Source organism: Streptomyces sp. NPDC008121 (assembly GCF_042957155.1).
Taxonomy (GTDB): domain Bacteria; phylum Actinomycetota; class Actinomycetes; order Streptomycetales; family Streptomycetaceae; genus Streptomyces.
In genome coordinates, this window is the sequence record NZ_JBIBHT010000003.1 from 720,957 (window position 1) to 746,077 (window position 25,121).

The 25,121-nt window shown below is 72.5% G+C and carries 23 protein-coding genes; 6 read left to right on the top strand and 17 right to left on the bottom strand.

Annotated features, from left to right (window positions below; genetic code table 11):
- Nucleotides 1-167 precede the first annotated feature (167 nt).
- Entirely contained in the window at nucleotides 168-1,091 is a 924-nt protein-coding gene (locus ACFZBD_RS13285; protein WP_391139457.1) for a hypothetical protein, read from the top strand.
- Between the two features lie 23 nt (nucleotides 1,092-1,114).
- Here ACFZBD_RS13285 and ACFZBD_RS13290 read toward each other — a convergent pair whose 3' ends face one another.
- The 14 genes from ACFZBD_RS13290 to ACFZBD_RS13355 all read right to left on the bottom strand — a co-directional run bounded on the left by ACFZBD_RS13290 (nucleotide 1,115) and on the right by ACFZBD_RS13355 (nucleotide 12,615).
- A complete protein-coding gene (locus ACFZBD_RS13290) occupies nucleotides 1,115-1,723 on the bottom strand; it encodes an OmpA family protein (protein ID WP_391139458.1) in 609 nt (202 codons plus the stop codon).
- Nucleotides 1,724-1,737: 14 nt separating this feature from the next.
- Entirely contained in the window at nucleotides 1,738-2,316 is a 579-nt protein-coding gene (locus ACFZBD_RS13295; RefSeq protein ID WP_391139459.1) for a hypothetical protein, read from the bottom strand.
- Between the two features lie 21 nt (nucleotides 2,317-2,337).
- Complete coding sequence (locus ACFZBD_RS13300; RefSeq protein WP_391139460.1) at nucleotides 2,338-3,015, bottom strand: pilus assembly protein TadG-related protein; 678 nt, start codon at nucleotides 3,013-3,015, stop codon at nucleotides 2,338-2,340.
- The gene (locus ACFZBD_RS13305) at nucleotides 3,012-3,239 is read right to left on the bottom strand and encodes a Flp family type IVb pilin (RefSeq protein ID WP_391139461.1); all 228 of its coding nucleotides are present in this window, start codon (nucleotides 3,237-3,239) and stop codon (nucleotides 3,012-3,014) included. Before ACFZBD_RS13305 ends, ACFZBD_RS13300 begins: the two co-directional genes overlap by 4 nt.
- 108 nt (nucleotides 3,240-3,347) lie before the next feature.
- Complete coding sequence (locus ACFZBD_RS13310; RefSeq protein ID WP_391139462.1) at nucleotides 3,348-4,058, bottom strand: response regulator; 711 nt, start codon at nucleotides 4,056-4,058, stop codon at nucleotides 3,348-3,350.
- Nucleotides 4,055-5,425 carry a histidine kinase gene (locus ACFZBD_RS13315; protein ID WP_391139463.1) on the bottom strand — a complete coding sequence of 457 codons (1,371 nt, stop codon included), beginning with the start codon at nucleotides 5,423-5,425 and terminating at the stop codon, nucleotides 4,055-4,057. Before ACFZBD_RS13315 ends, ACFZBD_RS13310 begins: the two co-directional genes overlap by 4 nt.
- A 5-nt stretch (nucleotides 5,426-5,430) precedes the next feature.
- Complete coding sequence (locus ACFZBD_RS13320) at nucleotides 5,431-6,318, bottom strand: DUF5936 domain-containing protein (protein ID WP_391139464.1); 888 nt, start codon at nucleotides 6,316-6,318, stop codon at nucleotides 5,431-5,433.
- Nucleotides 6,319-6,336: 18 nt separating this feature from the next.
- A complete protein-coding gene (locus tag ACFZBD_RS13325; RefSeq protein WP_391139465.1) occupies nucleotides 6,337-7,275 on the bottom strand; it encodes a type II secretion system F family protein in 939 nt (312 codons plus the stop codon).
- Nucleotides 7,276-7,290: 15 nt separating this feature from the next.
- Entirely contained in the window at nucleotides 7,291-8,631 is a 1,341-nt protein-coding gene (locus tag ACFZBD_RS13330) for an ATPase, T2SS/T4P/T4SS family (protein ID WP_391139466.1), read from the bottom strand.
- The gene (locus tag ACFZBD_RS13335; protein WP_391139467.1) at nucleotides 8,628-9,140 is read right to left on the bottom strand and encodes a TadE/TadG family type IV pilus assembly protein; all 513 of its coding nucleotides are present in this window, start codon (nucleotides 9,138-9,140) and stop codon (nucleotides 8,628-8,630) included. The genes ACFZBD_RS13330 and ACFZBD_RS13335 overlap by 4 nt, the downstream gene beginning before the upstream one ends.
- Nucleotides 9,137-9,514 (bottom strand): TadE/TadG family type IV pilus assembly protein, encoded by a 378-nt coding sequence (locus ACFZBD_RS13340; RefSeq protein ID WP_391139468.1) that lies wholly within the window; start codon nucleotides 9,512-9,514, stop codon nucleotides 9,137-9,139. Before ACFZBD_RS13340 ends, ACFZBD_RS13335 begins: the two co-directional genes overlap by 4 nt.
- A gap of 3 nt (nucleotides 9,515-9,517) precedes the next feature.
- Nucleotides 9,518-10,807, bottom strand: coding sequence for an AAA family ATPase (locus ACFZBD_RS13345; RefSeq protein WP_391139469.1), 1,290 nt, complete (start codon nucleotides 10,805-10,807; stop codon nucleotides 9,518-9,520).
- Between the two features lie 7 nt (nucleotides 10,808-10,814).
- Entirely contained in the window at nucleotides 10,815-11,522 is a 708-nt protein-coding gene (gene cpaB / locus ACFZBD_RS13350) for a Flp pilus assembly protein CpaB (protein ID WP_391139470.1), read from the bottom strand.
- 154 nt (nucleotides 11,523-11,676) lie between these two features.
- Nucleotides 11,677-12,615, bottom strand: coding sequence for a hypothetical protein (locus tag ACFZBD_RS13355; RefSeq protein WP_391139471.1), 939 nt, complete (start codon nucleotides 12,613-12,615; stop codon nucleotides 11,677-11,679).
- A gap of 405 nt (nucleotides 12,616-13,020) precedes the next feature.
- On the opposite strand from ACFZBD_RS13355, the gene ACFZBD_RS13360 reads away from it, so the two are divergent.
- Entirely contained in the window at nucleotides 13,021-14,730 is a 1,710-nt protein-coding gene (locus ACFZBD_RS13360) for a carbohydrate binding domain-containing protein (protein ID WP_391139472.1), read from the top strand.
- A gap of 72 nt (nucleotides 14,731-14,802) precedes the next feature.
- Here the strand turns inward: ACFZBD_RS13360 and ACFZBD_RS13365 are convergent, their stop codons facing one another.
- Nucleotides 14,803-16,110: a protein kinase gene (locus ACFZBD_RS13365; protein WP_391139681.1), complete on the bottom strand. Its 1,308-nt coding sequence runs from the start codon at nucleotides 16,108-16,110 to the stop codon at nucleotides 14,803-14,805.
- 174 nt (nucleotides 16,111-16,284) lie between these two features.
- Between ACFZBD_RS13365 and ACFZBD_RS13370 the strand changes: the two genes are divergently transcribed.
- The 4 genes from ACFZBD_RS13370 to helR all read left to right on the top strand — a co-directional run bounded on the left by ACFZBD_RS13370 (nucleotide 16,285) and on the right by helR (nucleotide 23,121).
- Nucleotides 16,285-17,622 carry a M14 family zinc carboxypeptidase gene (locus tag ACFZBD_RS13370; RefSeq protein WP_391139473.1) on the top strand — a complete coding sequence of 446 codons (1,338 nt, stop codon included), beginning with the start codon at nucleotides 16,285-16,287 and terminating at the stop codon, nucleotides 17,620-17,622.
- Between the two features lie 135 nt (nucleotides 17,623-17,757).
- On the top strand, nucleotides 17,758-19,917 hold the full coding sequence (locus tag ACFZBD_RS13375) for a protein kinase (RefSeq protein ID WP_391139474.1): 2,160 nt from the start codon (nucleotides 17,758-17,760) through the stop codon (nucleotides 19,915-19,917).
- Entirely contained in the window at nucleotides 19,899-20,780 is an 882-nt protein-coding gene (locus ACFZBD_RS13380) for a TIGR04222 domain-containing membrane protein (RefSeq protein WP_391139475.1), read from the top strand. The genes ACFZBD_RS13375 and ACFZBD_RS13380 overlap by 19 nt, the downstream gene beginning before the upstream one ends.
- Nucleotides 20,781-20,979: 199 nt before the next feature.
- Nucleotides 20,980-23,121, top strand: coding sequence for an RNA polymerase recycling motor ATPase HelR (helR, locus tag ACFZBD_RS13385; RefSeq protein WP_391139476.1), 2,142 nt, complete (start codon nucleotides 20,980-20,982; stop codon nucleotides 23,119-23,121).
- A gap of 41 nt (nucleotides 23,122-23,162) precedes the next feature.
- Here the strand turns inward: helR and ACFZBD_RS13390 are convergent, their stop codons facing one another.
- Both ACFZBD_RS13390 and ACFZBD_RS13395 read right to left on the bottom strand, forming a co-directional pair.
- The gene (locus ACFZBD_RS13390) at nucleotides 23,163-24,608 is read right to left on the bottom strand and encodes a gluconate:H+ symporter (RefSeq protein WP_391139477.1); all 1,446 of its coding nucleotides are present in this window, start codon (nucleotides 24,606-24,608) and stop codon (nucleotides 23,163-23,165) included.
- 100 nt (nucleotides 24,609-24,708) lie between these two features.
- A complete protein-coding gene (locus ACFZBD_RS13395) occupies nucleotides 24,709-25,119 on the bottom strand; it encodes a Rid family hydrolase (protein ID WP_391139478.1) in 411 nt (136 codons plus the stop codon).
- Nucleotides 25,120-25,121: the final 2 nt, after the last annotated feature.

Genomic DNA, 25,121 nt, shown 5'->3' on the forward strand with positions numbered 1-25,121 from the left:
ACGTGACGGGGAGTTATCCACAGGGGATGCGAACAATCCCTCATCCGTGGATCGTTGGGGGCGTGAGGTCGAGAGGCGTGAGGCGTAAGAGGTGAGGCGTGAGGTGGTGACGGGGGTGGAGGGTGTGCGGCGCGGGGAGCGTGGGGGGCGCGGTCGTGGAGGACTTGGTGCGGACGGCTCGGGGCGGGGTGCTCCTGACCGAGTGGGCGTATGCGGCGGGCTGGTCGCGGGGACGCCTGCGGGGGCGGCTGCGCGGCGAGGGGTGGCAGCGGATCTGCCGGGGGGCGTGGGCCGTCCCGGGAAAGGAGGTGGACTGGCGGGTCAGGGCGAGAGCGGTGCAGTTGCTGCGGCCGGGGTGGGTGTGCAGCCACGCGACGGCGGCGGCGCTGCACCGCGTCGAGACCCTGCACGGGCCGGCGGACGGGGGCGGAGGGGAGGTGCTGCACTTCACCGTGGACCGGCGGGACGGTAGCGGCGGCTCCCGCCGGGCGGGGCTGCGCGTCCACGCCACGGCCGTGATCGCCGACCGGGACGTGTGCATACGGTCGGGGCTGCGGGTGACGACCCCTGCGCGGACGGTCGGGGACCTGATGCGGTGCGGCAGCCGCGAGGAGGCCGTGGTGGCGGCGGACTCGGCGCTGTCCCGCCGCACGATCCGCGGCGTCCGCCGCGACCCCCTGGTCCGCCCCGACGACCTGGCCGCGCACCTCACCGCCCGCCTCCCGGGCGCGGCCCGGGCCCGACGGTGCCTGCCTCTGACCGACCCGGCGACCGGCTCCCCCGCGGAGACGATCGCCCGCCTCCACATGCACGACGCGGGCCTCCACCCGGAGTCCCAGCCCCTGCTCCACACCCCGTCGGGCCGCCCGCTACGCCCCGACTTCCTCTTCCGCGAGGCGGGCCTGGTCATCGAGATCGAGGGCTACGCCTTCCACGGCACCCCCCACGCCCACGCCCGCGACATCGCCCGCTTCAACGCCCTGACGGAATGCCCCGAGGTCCGCCGCATCCTGCGCTTCACGGCGACGGAGGTCTTCCACCACCCGACCCGGATGATCGCGACGATCAGGGGGGTGGTGGGGCCGGGGTGAGGGGGGCGGTAACCGCCTGGACGTCAGCCGCCCGTCGTACGGGGGAAGGAGATCTCGACGCGGCGGTTCTTCGTGCGGCCTTCCTCGGTGCGGTTGTCGGCGATGGGGTAGTCCTCGCTGTAACCGCGGATGTCGAACGTCGTCCCCGGGTCGAGGGTCTTGGCCAACTCCTGCTGGACGGCGTTGGCGCGCTCCTTGGAGAGCTTCACACCGTGTTCGTACGTACCGAGATTGTCCGTGAATCCGAAGACGCGGACCTTGCGCGAGTCCTGCTTGTTGATCTCGACGGCGATGGCGGCGATGCGGGCACTGGCGGCGCCGCTGAGCTTGGCACTGTCCTTCGGAAACAGCACCTCCGCCTGAAGCGCGAAGGTGACGTCCACATTGGTGTCCTCCCGCCGCTGCTCGCCGCCCTCCTCCTCGACGATCTGCTTGATGTCGAGCACCTTGGCGGGCGCGAGGGTGGCCCCGTCGGGGAGCATGAGCTCGGGCGAGTTGGAGTCGATGGGGGGCGGCGGGGAGGCGCTGGAGGTGGAGTTGGGCGGGTCGTCGGCGAGGGCGGGGGTGGCGGGGAGAAGGACGAGGAGGAGGGTGGCGGCGGCGAGGGGGGCGAGGCGGCGGGGATTCGTCATGGCAGCGGCGTCCGTCAGGAGAGTTTGATGGTGCCGGGGCGGAAGGTGGGCAGCTGGAACGTCACCTCGGCGGTGCTGGCGGGCGGGGCGGGGAACTGCATGAAGATCTGGGTGGAGCGCCCTGGCGCCAGATTGGACAAACCCGAGGTGGTGAGCGGCCGTCCGTCTGTATCACGCAGGACGTAGTAGCGCTTCTTCCCGACAGAATCCACGAGGGTCGCACCTCCCAGTGAACTCCCATGCTTGACGATCTCGGTTTCATCGCCCGCAAGCTGGGCCGGGATAATGCGGGTCGCGTCAGCGGTGTTCGTCAGTTTGCCACTGACCGTAAGAAAGCCCCCACCATCGCGCTTCGCCGACTGAACAGTGATTTCGAGCCCTTCCTGCCCTCTGAGCACGGCAAGAGTCTCGCTGGGCTCCTCGGTCTGCGGCCCCTTGGCATCGCTGGCCTTCGGGGTCGATGAACCAGCCGAGGGCTTCTTCTGCTGGGGCTCTTCCCCGCTGCCGCAGCCGGCAGCACCGAGGATCAGACCAGTCGCGATGGTGGCCGCGGCCAACCCTCTGCGGGCCTTCGTCGCGTACCGAACACTCATGAGACGGGGTTCCTTCGCTTGTCAGTCGGCCAATCGAACACGGAAGAGGTCCGTAACACTGGGAAGCCTCGGGTGCTCGGGATCGATCTCCCACGCGACACCGTCGCACGAGAGGCCCAGGATCGGGGGATCGTCCGGCTCCGGCGGCTCGGTCGGGTCCGGATCGGGATCGGGTTCCGGTTCCGGTTCCGGTTCCGGTTCCGGTTCCGGTTCCGGTTCCGGCGCATCAAAGGTGCAGAGGGGCTCGATTACCGCTGTGGCAGTGGCTGTCGCGTGCTGGTCCTCCGTACCCGGGATGACCGATTCGCCCACGGTCCCCTGGGTGCGCACGGTGACGCGGAAGCCGTCTTCTAAGCCGTTGAGACGCACGCATCCGTCACCCCAGAACTCGGCGTCGTTCCTCGCCGCGAAGGTGTCCGCGCGCTGGCAGGCCGGCCCCGTTCCGAAGCGGCCGCCTTCCAAGTACTCAAGCCACTCGGCAGGGTCGAGAATCACCTCGAGCCAGCCGTCCCTCAGCTGGTCCCTCGCATCCTGAGCCGCGGCCAACGCGGCGGCATCGGCCGCTGTCTGGGCTCCATTGCGCGTGGCGGCGGCCTGCCCTACGGCGAAGTACGCGAACGCGAGAAAGAGCAGGCCCGCCACCACCGTGATGTAGATGGGAAAGGCCTGCCCCGAGTCGCCGTGGCGACGTCCGGTCACTCGCCTCCGCCACCGCCGGTCAAGCTGGCGATCTTGGTGCTGATCGCATTCTTGATGTCCTGGCCGATGCTTGTACCCGAGATCGCGATCACGATCGCGACCACCACCACGATGATCCCCAGGTACTCCACCGCCGTCTGCCCCCGGTCCTTCGACGCCTCTCGCGTCCAGGCAGTCATGTGCACCTTGGCCCTCGTCACGGCCTTCAGCATGACGTCGCTCATGGTGGTCCCCTCCGGATACGTACATCACGGCGCCGATTCCGCCCCGCTCACCGTACGCGTCCGGGCCGTCACCGCGACAGGGTCCGTGGGCCCAAAGGCGGGGTCTGGTCATGAGGTGGTCCTGGTGCCGAGCCAGGCGGCTATGGCCTCGCTGCGGGTGGTGCTGTGGAGTTTGGCGAAGATGCGGTTGATGTGGTTCTTCACCGTCTTCTCGCTGATGAAGCACGTGTCCGCGATCTGGCGGTTGTTCAGGCCCGATGCGATCAAGTCCATCACCTCCCCCTCCCTCCGGCTCAGTCCGAAGCATGACACATCTCGTTGCACGTGCGAAGTAAAATCGCCAAACTGCGATCGCTCGGGGGTTCTTACCCACTCACTCACGTGTGCAGTCGCACCCGGATCCATTCCGCGCACCACCCCCAGTACCGCCTTCGCCGCCGTCGGCGTGAAGTGGGGGCGGCCGGATCGGACGTCCCGTACCGCCGTCACCAGTTCCTCCACCGTGAACTCGCCGTGGACCAGGTAGCCCCCCGCGCCCAGGCGCAGCGCCTCGCGGACCACCGCCGTCTCGCCGCTGTACGTCAGCATCAGGACCGGGGCCAGGCGGGTCAGGGAGGGAAGGGCGGTGAGGCCGTCCATCAGGGGCATGCGGACGTCGAGGAGGATCACGTCCGGGCGGTGGCGTTCCGTTGCCTCGATCGCCGTGCGGCCGTCGCCGGCCTCCGCCACCACCTGGAGGTCGGGGTGGTGGGACAGCAGGGACGTCAGGCCCGCGCGGACGACCGGGTTGTCGTCGGCGACCAGGACGGTCAGCGTCATCGCGCGCCACCTCCCACCGGGAGCTCCAGGCGTACCTCCGTGCCCTGCACCGACTCGCCCCTTCCGATCCTGAGCCGCGCGCCGACGCCCGCCGCCCGTTCGACCATGCCCACCAGGCCGAAGTGGCCGGTCCGGCGCAGGCCGTCCAGGGTCGTGCCCGGGGGGAGGCCCGGGCCGTCGTCCCGGACGCTGATGCGGAGCAGGCCCGCGACCACTCCGGCCGAGACGTCGACCCGGGTCGGCCGGGCGTGGCGTTCCGCGTTCTCCATCGCCTCCGACGCGATCGTGAGCAGCTGCCGGGCCACGGCGTACGGCACGGGCGGTACGGCGCCCTCGCCGACGCCCCGGTAGGCCGCGTCGATGCCCGAGCGCCGGCTGAAGTCGCGTACGCGATCGTGGAGTTCGGCCGTGACATCGACGCCCTCCCCGCCTCCGTACGACTGTCTGCGCAGGTCGGCGAGGAGTTCGCGGGATTCGCCGACCGCCCGGCGGGCCGCGCGCGCGACGAGTTCGGCCTGGTGGCGGACGGTCCGTGGGTCCTCCGTCGCGGCCAGGGCGTCGGCGGCGAGCGCCAGGCCGTGCAGGGTCTTGGCGACGGAGTCGTGCATCTCGCGGGCGAGGCGGGCGCGTTCCTCCTCCACTGCCTGGGCCGCCGCGAAGCGGGCCCTGACCCGGGTGAGGGAGTGGGTCGCCGTACCGAATCGGAGCAGGAGGTTCCGGTGTGTCACGCCCCAGGCTCCGGTGATGACGCAGAGGCCCGGGAGGAGCGTCGCCTCGCCCGGTGAGACGTCCAGGTGGCGCGGGTCGGCGGCGTAGATCGCCAGCAGGATCAGGGCCTGGAGGCAGGCGAAGAAGGCGGCGCCCCGCCAGCCGTAGACGAGTCCGGCGAGCAGCGGCGTGCAGACGCTGACGTAGCCGAGAGTGCTCTGCGGGCCGGCCGTGACAAGCAACAGCGCGCCGAAGAGGGTGTCGGCGGCCAGCAGGGCGGGGTGCTTCAGGAGCAGCGGGCCGAACCGTTCCCAGTCCCGGAACAGGACGTACGACACCATGAAGGTGACCAGGACGGCCGCGCCGACGAGCCGCTGGGCGAGACCGGGGGCGGCGTTCAGGAGCGCGGCCGGAGTCGCCAGGGCGATCATCGCGAGGCGGAAGCCGAAGACCTGGCGGCACAGGGCCTGGAGGGCGTTCACCTGGAGGTCCACCCCCAGGTGAGCGCCCGGCCCCACCCCTGGATCCACCCCCGGCCCCACCCCTGGATCCGCCGCCGCGTCCACCGCCCCCGGACCCGAAGCCGAGGTGCCGGCGGAGGCAGCGCCAGCATCCTCGGCACCGCCCCCGCCCCCGCTCCTCGTCCAGCCCCACCCCATCCGGCTCACTCCCCCGTGACCGAGCCGAAGTCGGTCCCCGTGCCCAGGAACAGGCCCGCTCCGAGCAGGATCATCGTCGCCGGGACCATCAGCGTCGTGATCACCATGGTCGCCTTCGGGACCGCCTTGGCCGCCTTCCTGCGGGCGTTCTGGGCGTCGGTCCTGCGCATGTCGTTGGCGATCTGGATGAGGGTGTCGACGATCGGCGCGCCCAGCTCCTCGCCCTGCTGGAGCGCGGTGACGAACTGGGCGACCTGTTCGGAGTCGTTGCGGCGGCGCAGCTCGTCGAAGGCCTGGCGGCGGCTGACGCCCATGTCCATCTGGCGCAGGGTGATGCGGAGTTCGTCGGCCCAGGGGCCTTCGTACTTGTCCGCCACCCGGTCGAGGGCCTGGCGGAAGGCGAGTCCGGCGCTGACGACGACGGCGAGGACGTCGAGGAAGTCGGGCAGGGTGCGTTCGATCTGGTCCTTGCGGATGCGGATGGCCGACCAGATGCCGACCTCGGTCCAGAAGACGCCGAACGCGAAGAGGAGGAGGGCGACGAGGACGTCTCCGTTGGAGAGCATGACCAGGCCGCCGAGACCGCCGAGGAAGCCGTAGACGGCGCGCCGGGCCCCGTACCGGTCGATGGTCAGGCCGCCGGGGTTGCCCGCGAGGTCGATGCGGCGCCTGACCTGGTTGACGCGGGTGGGGCCCATCGCGCGCAGGACGGCCGGGGAGTAGCGCATGCCGAGGCGGTCCACGACGGAGTCCACGGCTCCGGTGCGGGTGGAGCCGACCTCCAGGGCGAGCCGGAGGTCGTCGGGGAGCCGGGCGTCGGCGCGGTAGAGGCGGATGCCGTAGAGGATTCCGGTGACGGAGAGGGCGGCGGCGAGCGCGAGCAGCAGGTCCATGGTGTGTCTCCCGGCCCCTCAGACGTCGATCTTCGAGAAGCGGCGGATGACGGCGAAGCCGAGGACGTACAGGCCGAAGGCGAGGACGACCGCGGCCTGGCCGAGGCCGGATCCGGTCATCCGGTCGAGGGCGCCCGGCTGCATGTTGTCGATCAGGAACAGGGAGCCGATGCCGATGACGGGTACGGCGTAGGCGGTCATGCTCACCTGGGAGAGCTGGGTGCGGACCTCCCGCCGGGTCTCCTTGCGTTCCTCGAGGGTCTCGGTGAGGTTGCGCAGCGAGGCGACGACGGTGCCACCGGCCTTGTTGGCGAGGACGAGGGTGGTGACGAGGACGACGAGCTCGCGGGAGGGCAGGCGTTCGGCGAGTTCGCCGAGGGCGTCGTCGATGGAGGTGCCGACGGCGAGCTGCTGGGCGACCTTCTCCAGTTCGTCACCGGCGGGCGCCTCCATCTCGTCGGCGGCCATGCTGAGCGCCATCCGCAGGGCGAGTCCGGCCTCGGTGGCGTTGGCGAGGATGCGGGAGAGCTCGGGGAGCTGGTTGATGAACCTCTCGATCCGCTTCTGCCGCTGCCAGTTGAGGAAGCCGAGCGCGACCCAGACGCCGAGGAAGCCGCAGAGGGGGCCGAAGAACGGGGAGAGCAGCGCCTGCCCTGCGATCCACAGCGCGGTCACGGTCGCCGCCATGGCGGCGACGAACTCGCCGGGGGTCAGGTCGAGTCCGGTGGCCGAGATCCGCAGGTCGAGGCCGCGTCCGAAGCGGGTCCTCCGCAGGCGCCGGTCGAGGGCTCGGAAGCGGCGCCGTCGGCGGCCGGTCCGTTCCGGTTCGCCGGTGTGGGTGAGCCGGGCGACCAGGGCGGCGCGCTGGGCCGCCCCGGCGGCGTACAGCTGGACGCCGATCACGCCGAGGACGCAGCAGAGGAGCGCGACGCCGATCGTCAGCAGGGTCGGATTCATCGTTCGTGGCCTCTCCTACTTCGCTTCCCGGGTCGCGAGCTGCCCGTCCGACGCGGCCACGCCGTAGGCCTGGGGGATGGGCTGGCCGGCGAGGTAGAGCCGTTCGGCGACCCGGCGCGGCAGCGGGTGGTACGTGAACTCGCCGTGCACGCGCCCGTCGGCGGCGAGCGGCCGGGCGCGGAAGCGGCAGACGGTGGCGAGGGTGAACCTTTCGCGTCCGTCCGAGGCCAGGACGGCGATCTCGGTGATCCTGCGGGTGCCGTCGGCGTGCCGGGTGAGCTGGACCAGGACGTCGACGGCGCTGTTGATCTGGTCCCGGAGCGCCTCGAAGGGGACCTTGACCTCGGACATGGAGGCGAGGGTCTGGAGCCGCATGAGGGCGTCCTCGGCGGAGTTCGCGTGGACGGTGGCGAGGGAGCCGTCGTGGCCGGTGGACATCGCCTGGAGCATGTCGAGCGTCTCGCCGCCGCGGACCTCGCCGACGATGATGCGGTCGGGGCGCATGCGCAGGGAGTTGCGGACGAGGTCGCGGATGGTGACCTGGCCGCGGCCTTCGATGTTCGGGGGGCGGCTTTCGAGGCGGATGACGTGGGACTGCTGGAGCTGGAGTTCGGCCGAGTCCTCGATGGTGATGACGCGTTCGCCGTCGGGGATCAGCCCCGAGAGGGCGTTGAGGAGGGTGGTCTTGCCGGTGCCGGTGGCGCCGGAGACGATGATGTTGAACTTCGCCTGGACCAGGCCGGCGAGCAGCAGCAGCATGTGCTCGTCGAGCGAGCCGAGGCCGATCATCTCGGTGAGGGTGTACGCGCGGGGGAATCGGCGGATCGTCAGGGTGGCCCCGGTCAGGGACAGCGGGGGGATGACGACGTTGACGCGCTCGCCGGACGGCAGGCGGGCGTCGACCATGGGGTTCGACTCGTCGACCCGCCGGTTGACGGTGGAGACGATCCGCTCGATGGTCTGCATCAGCTGTTCGTGGGAGGCGAAGCGGAGCGGGAGGAGTTCGACCCGTCCGGCGCGTTCGATGAAGATCTGGTCGGGGCCGTTGACCATGATCTCGGTGATGGACGCGTCTTCGAGGAGGGGTTCGAGGACGCCGAGGCCGAGCGCTTCGTCGACGACGCGGCGGATGAGCTGGGCGCGTTCGGCGGTGGAGAGGACAGGGCCCTCGCGGCTGATGATGTGTCCGAGGACGCGCTCCAGGCGGGCCCGGCGCTCGGCGGCGGCGAGCGCGGACATCTCGGTGAGGTCGATCTCCTCCAGGAGCTTGGCGCGGAAGGAGGCGACGAGGTGGCCGTCCTCCCTGCCGCCCGGGCCGTTCTCCTCGGGGGTGCTGATGCGGGCCCGCAGGCTCATGAGTCGTCCTCCTCGGACGCGGACATCGGCAGGGTCGCGGTCTTGGTGACGTTCCCGAAGTCCCAGAAGGGGACGACCGACGGGATCCGGACGGTCACCGTCGCCGTGACCTCCTCGGCCCCCTCGGGCGCGCCCACGGTGCTGCGCTCCGCGATCCAGTCGCTCATCGCCGCCCGGCCGGCCGCTTCCGGGGCGAGGGTCGTGTCGTCGTGGGAGGCGGCGCGGGCGGCGGCCCGGGCCCCCGTTCCGGCCTGCTGGGCGGCGTAGGCGGCGATGCCGAGCTGGATGCCGGCGAGGGCGACGAGGAGCAGGATGGGCAGGAAGCCGAGGTACTCGACGGCGACCTGGCCCCGGTCCCGGTGCCGCCCCCCGATTCCCAGGCTCCCGCCGCTGACGGCCCCGTCCCTCCCGGCCCGCCGTACGCCGAAAGCCCCGTCCCACCCGGCCCCGCGCCGTTTCCCGCGCCCGCCGAAGGCCCCGCCCCGCCCCTCCCCGCGTACGTTCCTCACGGCCCCTCCCCCTCTTCCCGTACGGCTCCCGCCTCGCCGGTCACCGTGAAGGGAAAGCTGATCGCCCCCGGGAACAGCACCGGCACCCGGAGTCCGACCTCGGCCCGCACCATGCCGCCTCCGGACGGTCCGCAGTCGACGGACGCCCCGGAGGCCCATGCGCCGTCCAGGTGTCGTCTCGCGGCGCCCGCGCAGTCGCCGTCCACGGCGGCCTCCCGGGCCGCCTCGTCGGCCGCGTTGCCCGCGAGGGTGAAGGTATAGCCGACCAGGACGCACTGCCAGAGCAGGACGAGCGTGAGCAGGATGAGGGGGACCATGCCGAGGAACTCGACGGCCACCTGTCCCTTGTCGTCGTCCCGGTACGACGTCGGCACGGCTCAGCGCCCCTTGCCGCGTCCGCGCCGCAGGCCCGTCGGCCCCCGGTCGCCCGACCGGTCGGATCCGCGCGCCACCCGTGCGAGCTGCTTCCCCGGCCCCGTACCGCCGCTCTGGTCGGCCGGGGCGACCAGGCCCAGCTCGCCCGCCAGGGACCACAGCGCCTGCTTGACCGTCGAGCGGGCGTCCAGTTCGTGGAGGCGGCCCGCGTCGACGACGCCCTGGAGCTCCTTGAAGTGGGCGGGGACGACGACGCCGGCCATCCGGGTGCCGGTGATCTTCTGGATGAGGGCCGGCTGGATCTCGGTGGCGCGGGTGTAGCGGTTGACCAGGCAGACGCTCTCCTCCGCCTTGCGGATCTGGAGCCGGTCCCACATCCGTACGATCCGCTTCGCCGCCCGGACGGCGACCACGTCCGGGGTGGTGACGAGGACGGCGGCGTCGGCCATCTCGACGGCGACCGCGCCGGCGCCGGTCAGATAGGTGCCGCAGTCGATGACCACGACGTCGTAGCGGGAGCGGAGCGCACCGATGATCTGGCGGGCGGAGCGGTCGGCGACCTCCTCGCCGCGTTCTCCCTCGCCGGGGGCGAGGAGCAGGGCGATGCCCGTCTCGTGGGTGTAGACGGCGTCCTGGAGGACGCGGGGGGAGATGTCGTCGACCGCCGCGAGGTCGGCGAGGGAGCGGCGGAACTGCACGTCGAGGTAGGAGCCGATGTCGCCGCCCTGGAGGTCCAGGTCGACGAGGGCGACGCTGCGGCCGGAGGCCTGGGAGGCGAGGGCGAGCTGGACGGCCGTGACGGTGGTGCCGACCCCGCCCTTGGCCCCGCTGACGGTGACGACCGTGCCGCCGGGGCCGGTCAGCACGTCGGGTCCCGCGCCGAGGTGGCGGCGGACGCCGGCGGACCACTGGGCGGCGGCGTGAACGCGGCTGGCCAGTTCCTCGTATCCGAGGGGGAGGGTGACGAGGCCGCGGGCGCCGGAGTCCATGGCGGCGGAGAAGAGGACGGGGCTCGCGTCGGCGGTGATGAGGACGACGCCGACGGCGGGGAAGCGGAGGGCGACCTCGCGGACGAGCTCCAGGGCGGGGACGGGGCCGATGCGTTCGTGGACCAGGACGACTTCGGGGAGTTCGTCGAGGGATGCGGCGGCGAGCCGGGCGAGGGTGTCGACGAGGTGGGTGGAGTCGGCCACGGGCGCGGCCGGCTCGGCGTCGGGGAGCTGGCTGAGCAGGGTGACGACGGCCCGGGCCGCGTCCGGGTCGCCGACGGCCGGCAGGATCCTGGTGGTCATACCGGCCTCACTTGTCCTTGTCGAGCGTGTAGGTGCGGTCGCCGGGCTTGACGGGGGGTTCGCCGCCGGGCGCCACGAGGGCGAGTCGTACGTGTTCGGCGAAGGACTCGGCGTAGGCGACGCGCTGGGTGTCGAGGGTGCTCAGGGCGAAGGTGATCGGCACGGCCTCGGTGGCACGGTCGGCGCGGTCGTCGCGCTTGGCGTCGATCGGGGTGAGTTCGCCGACGTCGATGACGCGGGCGTTGCTGACGATGACCTTGGACTGGGCGGGCTGTCCGCCGCGTTCGCCGGCGAAGGTGGCGTAGATGTTGACCGTGGCACCGGGGGTGATCTTGCCGGCCACTCCGGTGGCGGCGTCGATCATGATGGCGATCTCCTGCTGGCCCGGCTGGAGCGCGGGACGCTCGACGATCATGTCGCTCTGGAGCAGCGAACCGGCCTTGAGGCCGGTCACGGCGATCTTCCCGTCGATGCGCGAGAGATCGGTGACGGCATTGGCCGAAAGCCATCGCTTCGGCATGGTGATCTTCTCGAAGTGGCGGGCGCCGAGCGGGGTGTACGGCGCCACGTCGCCCTTGACGCGGTACGCCGTCACTTCGGGGCCGACCTTGGAGTTCACGTCGCTCATCACGGAGAGGACGCCGGCGAACGCTCCCAGGGCACACAGGACGGACAGCAGCAGGATGATGACGCCACGGCGCTGGCGGGAGTTCATTGCCGTACAACCTCGATCGGTGACATGGGACTCGGCGGACAGGGACCGGAGGGCGGGACCATCGGGCGGTGCGGGACCAGCGGGCGGGACGAAACCATCGGGCGGTGCGGGGGCGCGGGCGTCGGGCGGGACACGGATGGGGTTCCGGGTGGCGTTACGGGATGCGGGCCGTGGAGGCGTGGCGGCCGGATGCCGGGGTGTGACGCCCGGCGGCCGGCGCCCGGTTTCCGGCGGCGGCCTCCTCCGGCCGACCCGCCGGGGCCTGATGGCGGACGGTCGGCAGCGGGGCGGAGCAGAAGCCGCAGCGGTCCCCGATGAGTTCCATCGCGCACCAGTGACAGGTCTCGCGCCGGACGGAGGAGACGAGTTGGTGCAGGACCGGCAGGTCGGGCAGATAGGCGGCGAACTCGACGATCCTGCCGGTGCCCCACCATCGTGGCGACTCGGCGGGCAGCGGGGCCTCCTGCACGCCCCTGACCTGCCATTTCGGTACGAGGGTGCCGGTCGGCCAGTCGCTCTGGAGCTGCCCCCGGGCGAGGACGAGTTCGGTGACGAACTCCGGTCCGGGGGGCGGCGGGACGCCCGGGCCGATCCTGTCGAGCTGGGGTACGGGCCCGGCGAGGACGGCGAACTGGGCGCCCGGGAGCCAGCCCTTGACGTGGGACTTCAGGCTGACGGGCACCCGGTCGAGCTTGGCGACGGAGCCGAGGACGGCCCCGGCGTAGATGTAGTGGGCGAGGAGCCGGGCGGCCGAGGCGATGACGCCGGGGCTGAAGTCGCAGACGGAGAGCTGCCGCAGCTGGCGGGCGAGGACGGCGGTGCCGAGGGGCGGCAGGTCGGTCTTGACGAGGGCGATGCGGTCGCTCTCCAGCAGTGCCCGGATCGCGTGCAGACGTCGCTCGGTGGCGGTGGGCACGGAGGAGGGGCAGAGCACGATGACGTAGCCGTACCGGTCGAGGAGGAGCTGGAGTTCGGCGACGGCGGAGGCGAGCGGCTGGGTCTCGGGCGCGGGCAGGACGACGGCGGCGGGGGTGCGGGGGTCGGTGGGCGGCAGCACCAGGTCGGCGCTGGTGACCGCGATCGCTGTCGGCACGTCGAGCTCCCCCGTCCACGTCACTCACTGCGGTCACCGCGTCACTGCACTCGCGGATGCCACTGCACTTTATCCACGTCTCGCGGGCTGGTGAACACACAATCCGCCAAGCGGCAGGGGTTTTTCCGGGTCCGGCGCTGGGCCCCCGGTGGGCCCGGCGCAGGCCCGGCCCTGGGCCGCCCCTGGGTCCGCACCTGGGCCCCCGCTGGGCCCGGCCGTGGGCCCGCCTCCGAGCGCCCCGCCGGGCACCCGGAACCGCCCCCGCCGCCCGGTTCCTCCACCCCCCGCCCAACACCCCGTCGCGCCACAGGTCTTGACAACCGAATTGGTCTGGACCAACTTGTTCCCTCAGCGGTGGCCACCGTTCCGTACCTCCACCTCCCACTCCCCCTCCGGAGGCAGCCAGTGGACCGCACCACCACACGCTCGTACCGTCGCAGAGCACTCGGCGGAGCGCTCGCGCTCGCCGTCGGCTCCGGACTCGTCCTCGTCGGCGGCGCCGGCACCGCCCAGGCCGCCGACGTCAACGTCGCCAAGAACGCGGGCTTCGAGTCCGGTCTCGCCAACTGGTCCTGTTCCGCGGGCAGCGGCGCGGCCGTCTCCTCGCCGGTACGCACCGGAGCCGGGGCCCTTCAGGCCACCCCCGCCGGCCTCGACAACGCCAAGTGCACCCAGACCGTGACCGTGAAGCCCAACGCGCGCTACACGCTGAGCGCCTGGGTGCGGGGCGGCTACGCCTACCTCGGCGCGGCCGGCACCGGAACGACCGACGTCTCCACCTGGACGCCCGACAGCCCGTCCTGGAAGCAGCTGACGACCACCTTCACCACCGGCGCGAGCACCACCTCCGTGCAGATCTACACCCACGGCTGGTACGGCACGGCCGCCTACCAGGTCGACGACGTCAGCGTCTTCGGCCCCGACGGAGGCGGCGGCACCGACCCCGACCCCGTCGTCCCGGCCACCCCCGCGGGCCTCGCCGCCGGTGCGGTCACCACGTCCTCCGTCGCCCTGAACTGGAACGCGGTCTCCGGCGCGACCGGCTACAACGTCTACCGCGGCACCACCAAGGTGCAGTCCGTGAGCGGGACGTCGGCCACCGTCACCGGGCTCGCCGCCGACACCTCGTACCAGTTCCAGGTCTCCGCGACGAACGCCGCCGGCGAGTCCGCGAAGTCGGCCGCCGTGACCGCGAGGACGAGCAAGACCACCGACCCCGGCCCCGGGCCGGCCGTGCCCAAGCACGCGCTGACCGGCTACTGGCAGAACTTCGACAACGGCGCCACGGTCCAGAAGCTGCGGGACGTGCAGTCGCAGTACGACATCATCGCCGTCTCCTTCGCCGACTCCACGGCCACGCCCGGTCAGATCGTCTTCAACCTCGACCCGGCCGTGGGCTACGCCTCGGTCGCCGACTTCAAGGCCGACATCGCGGCCAAGAAGGCGGCCGGCAAGTCCGTGATCATCTCGGTCGGCGGCGAGAAGGGCAACGTCACGATCAACAGTGACGCCTCCGCGACCGCCTTCGCGAACAGCGCGTACGCCCTGATGCAGGAGTACGGCTTCAACGGCGTCGACATCGACCTCGAGCACGGCATCAACTCCACGTACCTCACCAAGGCGCTGCGCCAGCTGTCCGCCAAGGCCGGTTCGTCGATGGTCCTGACGATGGCCCCGCAGACCATCGACATGCAGAACACCGGGACCGAGTACTTCAAGACAGCGCTCGCCGTGAAGGACATCCTCACGGTGGTCAACATGCAGTACTACAACAGCGGTTCCATGCTCGGCTGCGACGGCAAGGTGTACAGCCAGGGCTCGGTGGACTTCCTCACCGCGCTCGCCTGCATCCAGCTCCAGGGCGGTCTGGACGCCTCCCAGGTCGGCCTCGGGGTGCCCGCCTCGACCCGGGGCGCCGGCAGCGGCTACGTCGACCCGTCCGTCGTGCGCAACGCGCTGGACTGCCTGACCCGCGGCACCGGCTGCGGCACGTTCAAGCCGTCGCAGACCTGGCCGAGCCTTCGCGGCGCGATGACCTGGTCGACCAACTGGGACGCGACGGCCGGGAACGCCTGGTCGAACGCGGTCGGCCCGCACGTCCACAACCTGCCGTAACGCCCGCCGGCAAGGCACGTCTTAGGAACCTCCCCCGCAGCGCCGCCGTTTCCCCGGCGGCGCTGCGCGCGTTCACCCCTCCAGATGGCGGTCGAGGACGAGGTCGAGCTGGGCGGCCCACTCCCGTACGCGGGCGGCGCGGCCGTTCACCTCGCACTCGTACGTGCTGCCGTCCCGGAGCGTGACGACGACGCGGAACTGCCGTCCGCGCCACGGGGTCTCCTGGGCGACGGCTCCGATCTCGTCCCAGCCGAACTCCGCCTGCTCGCCGAACAGCTCGAAGGCGATCCCGTCGGCGTCGGCGATGATCCCGCACTCGCCGTCGGCGGCGATGAGCGCGGGCCCGGACGGCGGGGCCGACGGCATTGGCGGCATCGGTGCCGGGGAGGAGGGCGAGGCGGCGGCCGGCGGCGCTACCGGAGGCGGCGGAGGCCCGGCGGGCTGCTCCGGCGGCGCTACGGAACCGGGCGCGCGGTCCCGTACGGGGGCCGGCGCAGGGGCGGCGGCCGGTGGCCCGACCCGTACGCCCGGCCCGCGCCGCGCCTCCCCCACGTCCTGGGTGGGCAGCGCGTGCGGAGGGACCGCGTCCCGCACGTCGGCGGGCACGTGCGGCGCCGCGACCACCGTCGGCGTCGGGGCGGGGCCCGGGGCGGGCGCCGCCGGGGCGGTGAGGACGTCGAGGATCCCGCCCGGTGCCGGCCGGGCGGCCGGGTCCTTGGCCAGGCATGCCGCCACCAGCCCCCGCAGCGCGGCCGGGACCGCGGAGAGGTCGGCGGGCTCGTGGACGGAGCGGTACATCAGGCCCATCGGGGTCCCGTCGCCGAAGGCCCGGCCGCCGGCCGCCGCCACCAGGACCGCGCCCAGCGCGAAGACGTCGGCGGCGCCGGTCACCTCCTCGCCGAGGGCCTGCTCGGGGGCGAGGTACCCCGGCGTCCCGAAGGCCGTCCCGGTGGCGGTGAGCCGGGTCGACTCGACGGCGCGGGCGATCCCGAAGTCGAGGACCCGGGGCCCGTCCGAGGCCATCACGATGTTGCCGGGCTTGAGGTCGCGGTGGACGAGCCCGCAGCCGTGGATGGCCTCCAGCGCCTCGGCGAGCGCGGCCCCGAGCGCGCGCAGCCGCGCTTCGGGCAGCGGGCCCTCGGCGGCGACGAGCCCGGCGAGGGTCGGCCCGGGGATGTACGCCGTGGCCAGCCAGGGCGCTTCCGCGTCCGGGTCGGCGTCCACCACCTGCGCGGTGTGGAAGCCGCCGACCCTCCGGGCGGCGGCGACCTCGGCGCGGAAGCGGGCCCGGAAGCCCGGATCCGCGGCGAGTTCCGGCCGGGCGACCTTGACGGCGACCGCGCGTCCGCCGCGCGAGCGCGCCAAATACACGGTGCCCATGCCGCCTTCGCCTAGCTTGTGCTCGACCTCGTACGTACCGATCAGCGTCCCCACGCGGGACAGTATGGCCGAACCCGACACCTTGACCTGTGCATGCCAGGGCTTCACGATGTGGCCCGGACACCCGCACCGAGTTCTGTCGCACACCCCCACACTCCCCACCCAGGAGACAGCATGCGACTTCGCATCCGCGGAGGAAGGTCCGCCACACTCGCGGCCCTGCTGGCGTTCGCCGTGGCGGCGCCGCTCTCCGTCAGCGCGACCCCCGCCGGGGCCGGCCCGGCGCCGACCGCCGCCACCGAGGAAGTGATCCGTCAGTACGAGGTCACCGGACCCGCCACCCCCGTCGCCAGGACCGCCCTCGCCGCCACCGGAGTCTCGGTGGACGAGGTCGACGCCCGCTCGGTCGTGGTCAGCGCCACCGCCGAGCAGCTGAGGAAGGTCAAGGCCCTCGGCTACCGGGTGACGCCCCTGCCCGGACCGCCCGACCGGTCCATCGAGGGGCTCGGCGTCCGGCCGCTGGACTTCCCCTCCGCCGACTCGAAGTACCACAACTACGCCGAGATGAACGCGGAGATCGACCAGCGCCTGGCCCAGTACCCGGGCATCATGAACAAGCGGGTCATCGGCAAGACGTACCAGGGCCGGGACATCATCGCCGTCAAGATCAGCGACAACGTGGGCACGGACGAGGCCGAACCCGAGGTCCTCTTCACCCACCACCAGCACGCCCGCGAGCACCTGACCGTCGAGATGGCGCTCTACCTCCTGCGCGAGCTCGGCGCCGGCTACGGCACGGACTCCCGGATCACCAACGCGGTCAACGGCCGCGAGATCTGGATCGTGCCGGACCTCAACCCGGACGGCGGCGAGTACGACATCGCCTCCGGCTCCTACCGCAGCTGGCGCAAGAACCGGCAGCCCAACAGCGGCTCCAGCTACGTCGGCACCGACCTGAACCGCAACTGGGACTACAAGTGGGGCTGCTGTGGCGGCTCATCGGGCTCCAAGAGCTCCGAGACCTACCGGGGCACCGCCCCCGAGTCGGCCCCCGAGGTGAAGGTCGTCGCCGACTTCGTCCGCTCCCGCGTGGTGGGCGGGAAGCAGCAGATCAAGGCCGGCATCGACTTCCACACGTACAGCGAGCTGGTGCTCTGGCCGTTCGGCTGGACCAACGCCGACACCGCCCCGGGGATGACCCAGGACGACCGGAACGCCTTCGCCGCCGTCGGACAGAAGATGGCCGCCAGCAACGGCTACACCGCGGAGCAGTCGAGCGACCTCTACATCACGGACGGGTCGATCGACGACTATCTGTGGGGGTCGCAGAAGATCTTCGGGTACACCTTCGAGATGTACCCGGCCTCCTCCTGGAACGGCGGTTTCTACCCGCCCGACGAGGTGATCGAGCGCGAGACGAGCCGCAACCGGGACGCAGTCCTGCAGCTCCTGGAGAACTCCGACTGCATGTACCGCTCGATCGGCAAGGCCCAGCAGTACTGCACCGGCTGACGGGCCGACAGGCACCCGTCGATATCGATTCCGTGAACTCCCCGTCCCGGATCCGTCCGGGACGGGGATTTCCATGGCCGCCCCGCCCCTGTCGTGCCACTGTGGAGCGGTACGGGTACCAGGGGGAGGTACGGCATGACGGGGGCGCGCCTGGAGGAGCTGCGCGGGGACGATCCGCCGCGGCTCGGGCAGTACCGGCTGCTGGGCAGGCTCGGTACGGGCGGCATGGGCCGGGTCTATCTCGGGCGCGGCCGGGGCGGACGGCTCGTCGCCGTGAAGACCCTGCTCGCCGAGGGAGTCGTCGGCGAGACCGACCGGCGCCGCTTCGCGCGCGAGGTGGCGGTCGCCCGGCGGGTCACCAGCGTCCACACCGCCCGGGTCCTCGACGCGGACGCCACCGCCGACCGGCCCTGGATGGCGATCGAGTACATCGCCGCCCCCTCGCTCTCCGAGCTGGTCCGCGCCAAGGGCGTGCTGCAGGCCTCGGCCGTCCGCTGGGTGGCCGCCGGGACGGCGGAGGCGCTGGTCACCCTCCACCGGATGGGGATCGTCCACCGCGACGTGAAGCCGCAGAACATCCTGCTGCCGGCGGCCGGGCCGCGGCTCATCGACTTCGGCATCTCGCACGCCAGCGACCTCACGCGGACCCAGCTCACCCTGGGGACCATCGCGTTCACCTCGCCCGAGCAGGCGCGCGGCGAGGTGTCCACGGCCGCCGCCGACGTCTACTCCCTCGGCGCCACCCTCTTCCACCTCTCCGTCGGCCGGCCGCCGTACCCGGAGGACGGGGACACGCTGCGGCTGCTGGCCCGGGTGCAGCGCGGCGATCTCGACCTGGGCGGGCTGCCCAAGGAGCTGGCCCCGCTGATCCGGCCGTGCCTGGCGGTGGACCCGGGCGCCCGGCCGGCCCCGGCCGAGGTCCTGGACCAGTTCACCTCCGCGATCGCGGGCCTGCCGAACGCCCCCGGCTCCCCCGCCGGGAACCGGTGGCTGCCGCCGCGGTGGACGGAGCTGATCGGCGCGTACGAGCGTCAGGCGCGCGTCTTCCAGACGGCCGGCTCGGGGGGCTCCCTGGCGCCGGCCGCGGAGCAGCAGACCAGCGCGGTCCCGCCGCCCGGCCCGACCCGGGTCCTCCCGGAGGAACGGGCCCGCCGCGAGGCGCAGGCCCGGGCGGAACGGGAACGGGCGGAAAAGGCCCGGGCCCGACAGGCGCAGGCCGAGCGGGAGCGAGCGGAACGAGCCGAACGGGAACGGGCGGAACGGGAACGGGCCGAACGGGAACGAGCCGAGCGGGATCGGGCGGAACAGGCCGAGCGGGAACGGGCCGAACGGGAACGAGCCGAACGGGAACGGGCCGAACAGGCGCGGGCCGCGCGGGAGTCCATGGCGGCGGCCCTGGCGGCCCAGGAGGAGGCCCTCAAGCGGGCCGCCCGGAACCCGCGGCCGGCGCCCGCGAGCCGTCCCGACCGCCCGAACCGTCCGAGCGGTCCCCGTGCGGGGGCGACACCGCCGACCCGTACACCGCCCGCCCGTACGACCCCACCCGCCCCACCCACACCCGCACCCGCACCCGCCCCGAAGAGCGGCGGGGGCGGAGACGGCTGGTTCTGGCTCGTCCTGCTCGCCGTCATCGCGTTCTTCGTCTACCAGGCGAACGCCGACGACGACACGGGTTCGACCGGTAGCGGCTCGTCGCCGTCGACGGGCTCCACCGCCACCTACGGCTCCCGCACGACCCCGACGCCCACCGCCACCTACGGCTCCCGCACGACCCCGACGCCCACCCCGGACGCCGAGGACCGCGCCTTCCGGGCCGTCGACACCGGCGACTGCCTCACCGCCTTCGACGACGGCTACGCCTCCTGGTCGACCTCCGTCCCGCAGACGGTGGGCTGTGCGGCCGCCAACGCCTTCCTGCGGGTCACCGCGGCGACCGAGGGCATCGACTTCGCGGACTGCCCGACGGGCACCGGGCGCAGCTACTGGTACCACGCGGGCTCGCGCTCCGCCTTCTCCACGACGCTGTGCGTGGAGCGGCAGTACCGCAAGGGCCAGTGCTTCGTCGCCAAGCGCAGCGGCACCACCATCACGGCGTCCCGCCCGATGAACCTGTGGAACTGCGACGCGGACACGGTGCCGAACGGCTACAACACGGTCCTGCAGATCACCGGCTACCACACGGCGCAGTCGTCCTACCCGGCCGGCTACTGCTCCCGAAGCACCGGCGACCGGAGCGTCTACTGGACGTACGCGGTCGACGGAGGAAGGAACGTGCTGTGTACGACAGCGGTCTGACGGTGCTCCTGCCCGCCCTGGCGGGCGGGGCGTCGGCGTGGATGCTGGTGCGGACCCGACGGGCCGCGGAGCGTGCGCCCGTGGCACCGGCGGAGGGCCCTGACCCGGTCGACCCGGCGCGGATCGCGCTGCTCGCGGGCGGTCCGGCGCGGGTCGCGGACACGGTGCTCTTCGCGATGCACACCGCCGGCGTCCTCGTGCTGTCCGGGAGGAGGACCCGGTGGGGCGAGGGCCGGGCGTACGACGCGGATCCGCTGCGCCGGCAGGTGCGCGCGACGTTCTCGGCGGAGAAGAAGTCGGCCAAGGGCGACGTGGCGTCGAGCCGGCTGCACGAGCGACTGGTCGCCTCGGCGGCCGTGCGGGCGCTGGACGAGGCTCTCGTCGACGACGGGCTGCTCCGCCCGCTCGGTCCGCTGCGCACCTGGCGGTCGGTCTGGTTCCTGCACATGGCGGTCTGCGCCGTGTCGGCGTTCGTGGGGTGGGGGGTGTACGCCTCGGCCGGGGAGGGGACCGCGGCCTGGTGGAACCCCGCCTCGCTGCTCGCGGTGGCCCTGCTGATCGCGGGCTTCTGCCTGTCGCCGTTCGGGCGGTTCACCCCCGAGGGCAGGCTGACCTCCGCGGGCCGCGCGGCCCTGCGGCGGCTGCGGGAGACGCACCGTCACCTCGCCGGGTCCGCCTGGGCCGAGGCTCCCGCCTGCGGTGACGATCACGGGCACGTCGACCCGGACGGGATCGGCGTGGCGCTGTTCGGCACCGGCGGGATACGGGACAAGGGGCTGCGCCGGGCGATCAGGAAGGCCAACGAGAGGCCGTCCGGCGGGAGCGGCTGCGGCGGAGGGTGCGGGGGCGGCTGCGGCGGCTGAGGGCCGGAGACCCAAGGGAGAGGCCGTGCGGAGAGGCGGGGCGCCTTCGATCCTGAGGCCGGCGGGAGGGGGTACGGAAGAGTCCGTACTCCTCGCCACTCTCAACTTATAGCGCACAGGGGGGCTTGCGGCAAGGCCCCCGTCGTACCGCAGAATCACTCACCTGTCCCGGAGCCTGCAGAATTGGGTGATTCACGAAGTGCGCGTTTCTCTGTCAGCTTTCGACCTTCCCGACCGTCTCGCGTCCAAGGCCGATCCCGCGCTCATCGCCGACGACGAGCGGCACTTCGCGGCCGTCGCGGAGAGCCTGGAGCAGTCGATCGCCGAGCTGTCGGACCGTCTGGACGCCGCCCGCCGGGCGCCCGGGGGCGTCGGCCGGGAGGCGTTGGAGCGTGACCTGGAGGTGCACCGGCTGACCGGCCGGCTGCGCGCCCTGCGGCGCTTCGGCCTCGACCTGTGCCTCGGCCGGGTCGTCGGCGCGGACGGCTCCGAGCCCGTCTACATCGGGCGGCTCGGTCTCACCGACAGCACCGGGCGGCGGCTGCTGATCGACTGGCGCTCCCCCGCCGCGGAGCCGTTCTTCGCGGCGACCCACGCCCGGCCGATGGGGCTGGCGAGCCGCCGCCGCTACCGCTGGACCGGCGGGCGGGTGAGCGACTACTGGGACGAGGTGTTCACCGCCGACGGTCTCGACCACCACGCCGCCCTGGACGACCAGTCCGCGTTCATCGCCAGTCTGGGGAGCAACCGCTCGGCCCGGATGCGCGACGTGCTCGCCACCATCCAGTCCGACCAGGACGCCGTGATCCGGGCGGGGTCCCGCGGCGCCCTCGTCGTCGACGGCGGCCCGGGTACGGGCAAGACCGTCGTCGCCCTGCACCGCTCGGCGTACCTCCTCTACTCCGACCCGCACCTCGGTCAGCGTCGCGGGGGCGTGCTGTTCGTCGGCCCGCACCAGCCCTATCTGGCGTACGTCGCCGATGTCCTCCCCAGCCTCGGCGAGGAGGGCGTGCGGACCTGCACGGTGCGGGACCTCGTCACCGAGGGCGCCACGGCGGTGCCCGAGGCCGATCCGGAGGTGGCCCGGCTGAAGTCGTCCGCGCGGATGGTGGGGGCGATCGAGAAGGCCGTCCGCTTCTACGAGTCGCCTCCCGAGGAGGGGATGACGGTCACCACCCCCTGGGCCGATCTCCGGCTGAGCGCCGCGGACTGGGCCGAGGCGTTCCGGGCGGCGGAGGCGGGCGTCCCGCACAACGAGGCGCGGGAGCTGATCTGGGAGGAACTGGTCGCGATCCTGCGGGACCGGCTCGACGCCGAGGTGCCCTCGGACCTGTTCCGCCGGGCGCTGCTGCACGACGAGGAGCTGACCGGGGCCCTCTCCCGCGCCTGGCCGCTCCTCGAAGCGGCCGACCTGGTCGGGGACCTGTGGTCCGTGCCGGCGTACCTGCGGATGTGCGCCCCGTGGCTTTCGCCGGACGAGGTCCGCGCGCTGCGGCGGGCGGACGCGCAGGCCTGGACGGTGTCCGACCTGCCGCTCCTGGACGCGGCGCGGCAGCGGCTCGGCGATCCGGAGGCGTCCCGGCGCAAGCGGCGCCGGGAGGCGTCCCTGGCCGCCGAGCGGGAGCGCATGGCGGGGGTCATCGACAACGTGCTCGCGGCCGACGACGACGGGGAGGGGGCGGTGACGATGCTCCGCGGGCAGGACCTGCGGGACACCCTGGTCGACGAGTCCGCGGCGCCGGCCGCGAACCCGGAGCCGCTCGCCGGGCCGTTCGCGCACATCGTGGTGGACGAGGCGCAGGAGCTGACGGACGCGGAGTGGCAGATGCTGCTGCTGCGCTGCCCCTCGCGGAGCTTCACCGTCGTCGGTGACCGTGCCCAGGCGCGGGACGGTTTCACCGAGTCGTGGCGGGAGCGGCTGGAGCGGGTGGGTCTCGACCGGATCGAGATGGCCTCGCTGACCGTCAACTACCGGACGCCGGAAGAGGTCATGGCGGAGGCCGAGCCGGTCATCCGCGCCGCGCTGCCGGACGCGAACGTGCCGGCGTCCATCCGCAGCAGCGGCGTGCCCGTCCACCACGGGCGGGTCGCGGAGCGGGACGGGATCCTGGCGGCGTGGCTGGCCGAGCACGCCGACGGGACCGCCTGTGTCATCGGCGATCCCGCCTTCCGGCCGGCCTCGCCGCGGGTCCGGTCCCTGACCCCGTCGCTGGCGAAGGGCCTGGAGTTCGACCTGGTGGTCCTCGTGGACCCGGAGGCGTTCGGGACGGGGGTGGCGGGAGCGGTCGACCGCTATGTGGCCATGACCCGGGCGACCCAGCGGCTGGTGGTCCTCACCTAGAACGGGTGGTTCCCCGGGGAGGCGGCTCCCCGGGGAACCCCCTACACCACCAGGCTCAGGGCCGCCGCGACCGCGAAGCCGGCCAACGAGAGCACCGACTCCAGGACCGTCCAGGACTTGAGGGTGTCCCGCTCCGAGATGCCGAAGTACTTGGAGACGATCCAGAATCCGCCGTCGTTGACGTGCGAGGCGAAGATCGAGCCGGCCGAGATCGCCATGATGACCAGGGCGAGGAAGGCCTGCGAGTGGCCGCCGCCCTCGACCAGGGGCAGCACGATCCCGGCCGTCGTGACGATCGCGACGGTCGCCGAGCCCTGCGCGACCCGCAGGACGAGCGAGATCAGGTAGGCGAGGACGATGACCGGCAGTCCGACGTCGTGGAAGGTGTCGGAGAGCGCCTGGGCCACGCCGCTCGACTTGAGGACGGCGCCGAAGACCCCGCCGGCGCCGACCACGAGCAGGATGTTGCCGACCGGCTTCAGCGACGAGGTGGAGACCTGCTCGAGCGAGGTGCGCGACCAGCCGCGGCGGATGCCGAGGAGGTAGTACGCGAGGAGCAGCGCGATCGTCAGGGCGACGAACGGGTTGCCGAAGAACTCGATCACGGACCGGAGGGTCGAGGGGTCGAGCCCGATGGAGGAGAAGGTCGCGGCGAGGATCAGGACGAGCGGGGTGCCGATGATGAGGAGGACGGTGGAGAGCGGGACCGGGGCCTCGGCGACTCCGGTGCGCTCGGCCTCGACCTTCGCCCTGGCCTCCTCGGCGGCCTCCACCATGTCCTGGGGGACCTCGACGAACAGGCGCTTGCCGATCCAGGCGGCGTACCCCCAGGCGGCGAGGACGGCGGGGATGCCGACGAGGACGCCCATCAGGAGGACCCAGCCGAGGGAGACGTGCAGCAGACCGGCGGCGGCGACGGGCCCGGGGTGCGGCGGCAGGAAGGCGTGGGTCATCGACAGGCCGGCGAGCAGCGGCATGCAGTAGAGCAGGATCGACCTGCCGGACCGCTTGGCGGCCGCGTAGACGATCGGCGCGAGGACGAAGATGCCGACGTCGAAGAAGACGGGGATGCCGAAGATGAGGCCGGTGAGGCCCATGGCGAGGGGCGCGCGCTTCTCTCCGAAGAGGCCGAGGAGGCGTGAGCTGAGCACCTCGGCGCCGCCGGAGACCTCGAGTATCGCGCCGAGCATGGTGCCCAGGCCGATGATGATGGCGACGTGGCCGAGGATGCCGCCCATGCCGTTCTCGATGACGGAGGTGGCGGCCGACTTCTGGACCGTGCCGAAGAGTTCGGTGACAGAGAGGCCGGCGGCGAGGCCGACGGTGATCGAGACGGCGAGCAGGGCGACGAAGGGCTGCAGCCGGACCTTGATGATCAGCAGGAGGAGCAGGGCGATGCCGAGGGCGGCGACGGTGAGCAGTCCCGCGGTGCCCGGTATCAGGAGCAGCAGGCCGCCGGTGTGGGGTGGTGGAGCGGTGGGGGTCATGGGGCGGGGGGCCTCGTTTTCGGGTAGGGGGGAGCGCGGCACGGCGTTCCGGTGACGGACGCCGTGCCGTGGAGCGGGTGTTCAGGGAGGGCCGTCCCGGTCAGCCGAGGACCGCGAGGGCGTCGATCTCGATGAGGAGGCCCGGGGGGAGACCGACGTAGACCGTCGTACGGGCGGAGGCGGGGGCCTTCAGGCCCTGCTCCTCGAAGTACTGGTTGTAGATCTCGTTCATCTCGGCGAAGTGGTCCACGTCGGTGAGGTAGACGCGCATCATCATCACGTCGTCCCAGCTCGCGCCGCCCTCCTCCAGGATCGCCTTGACGTTGGCGAAGGTCTGGAGGGTCTGCTCGCGCAGGGTGGGCCCGGCCGGGGTGGGGGCCTGTCCCTCGACGGCGGGGAGGAAGCCGACCTGGCCGGCGACCTGGAGGATGTTGCCCTTCCTGACGCCGTGGGAGAACTTCGCCGGCGGGGCGGTGTGGGTGGCGGGGGTGAGGGCGGTCTTCTCGGTCATGC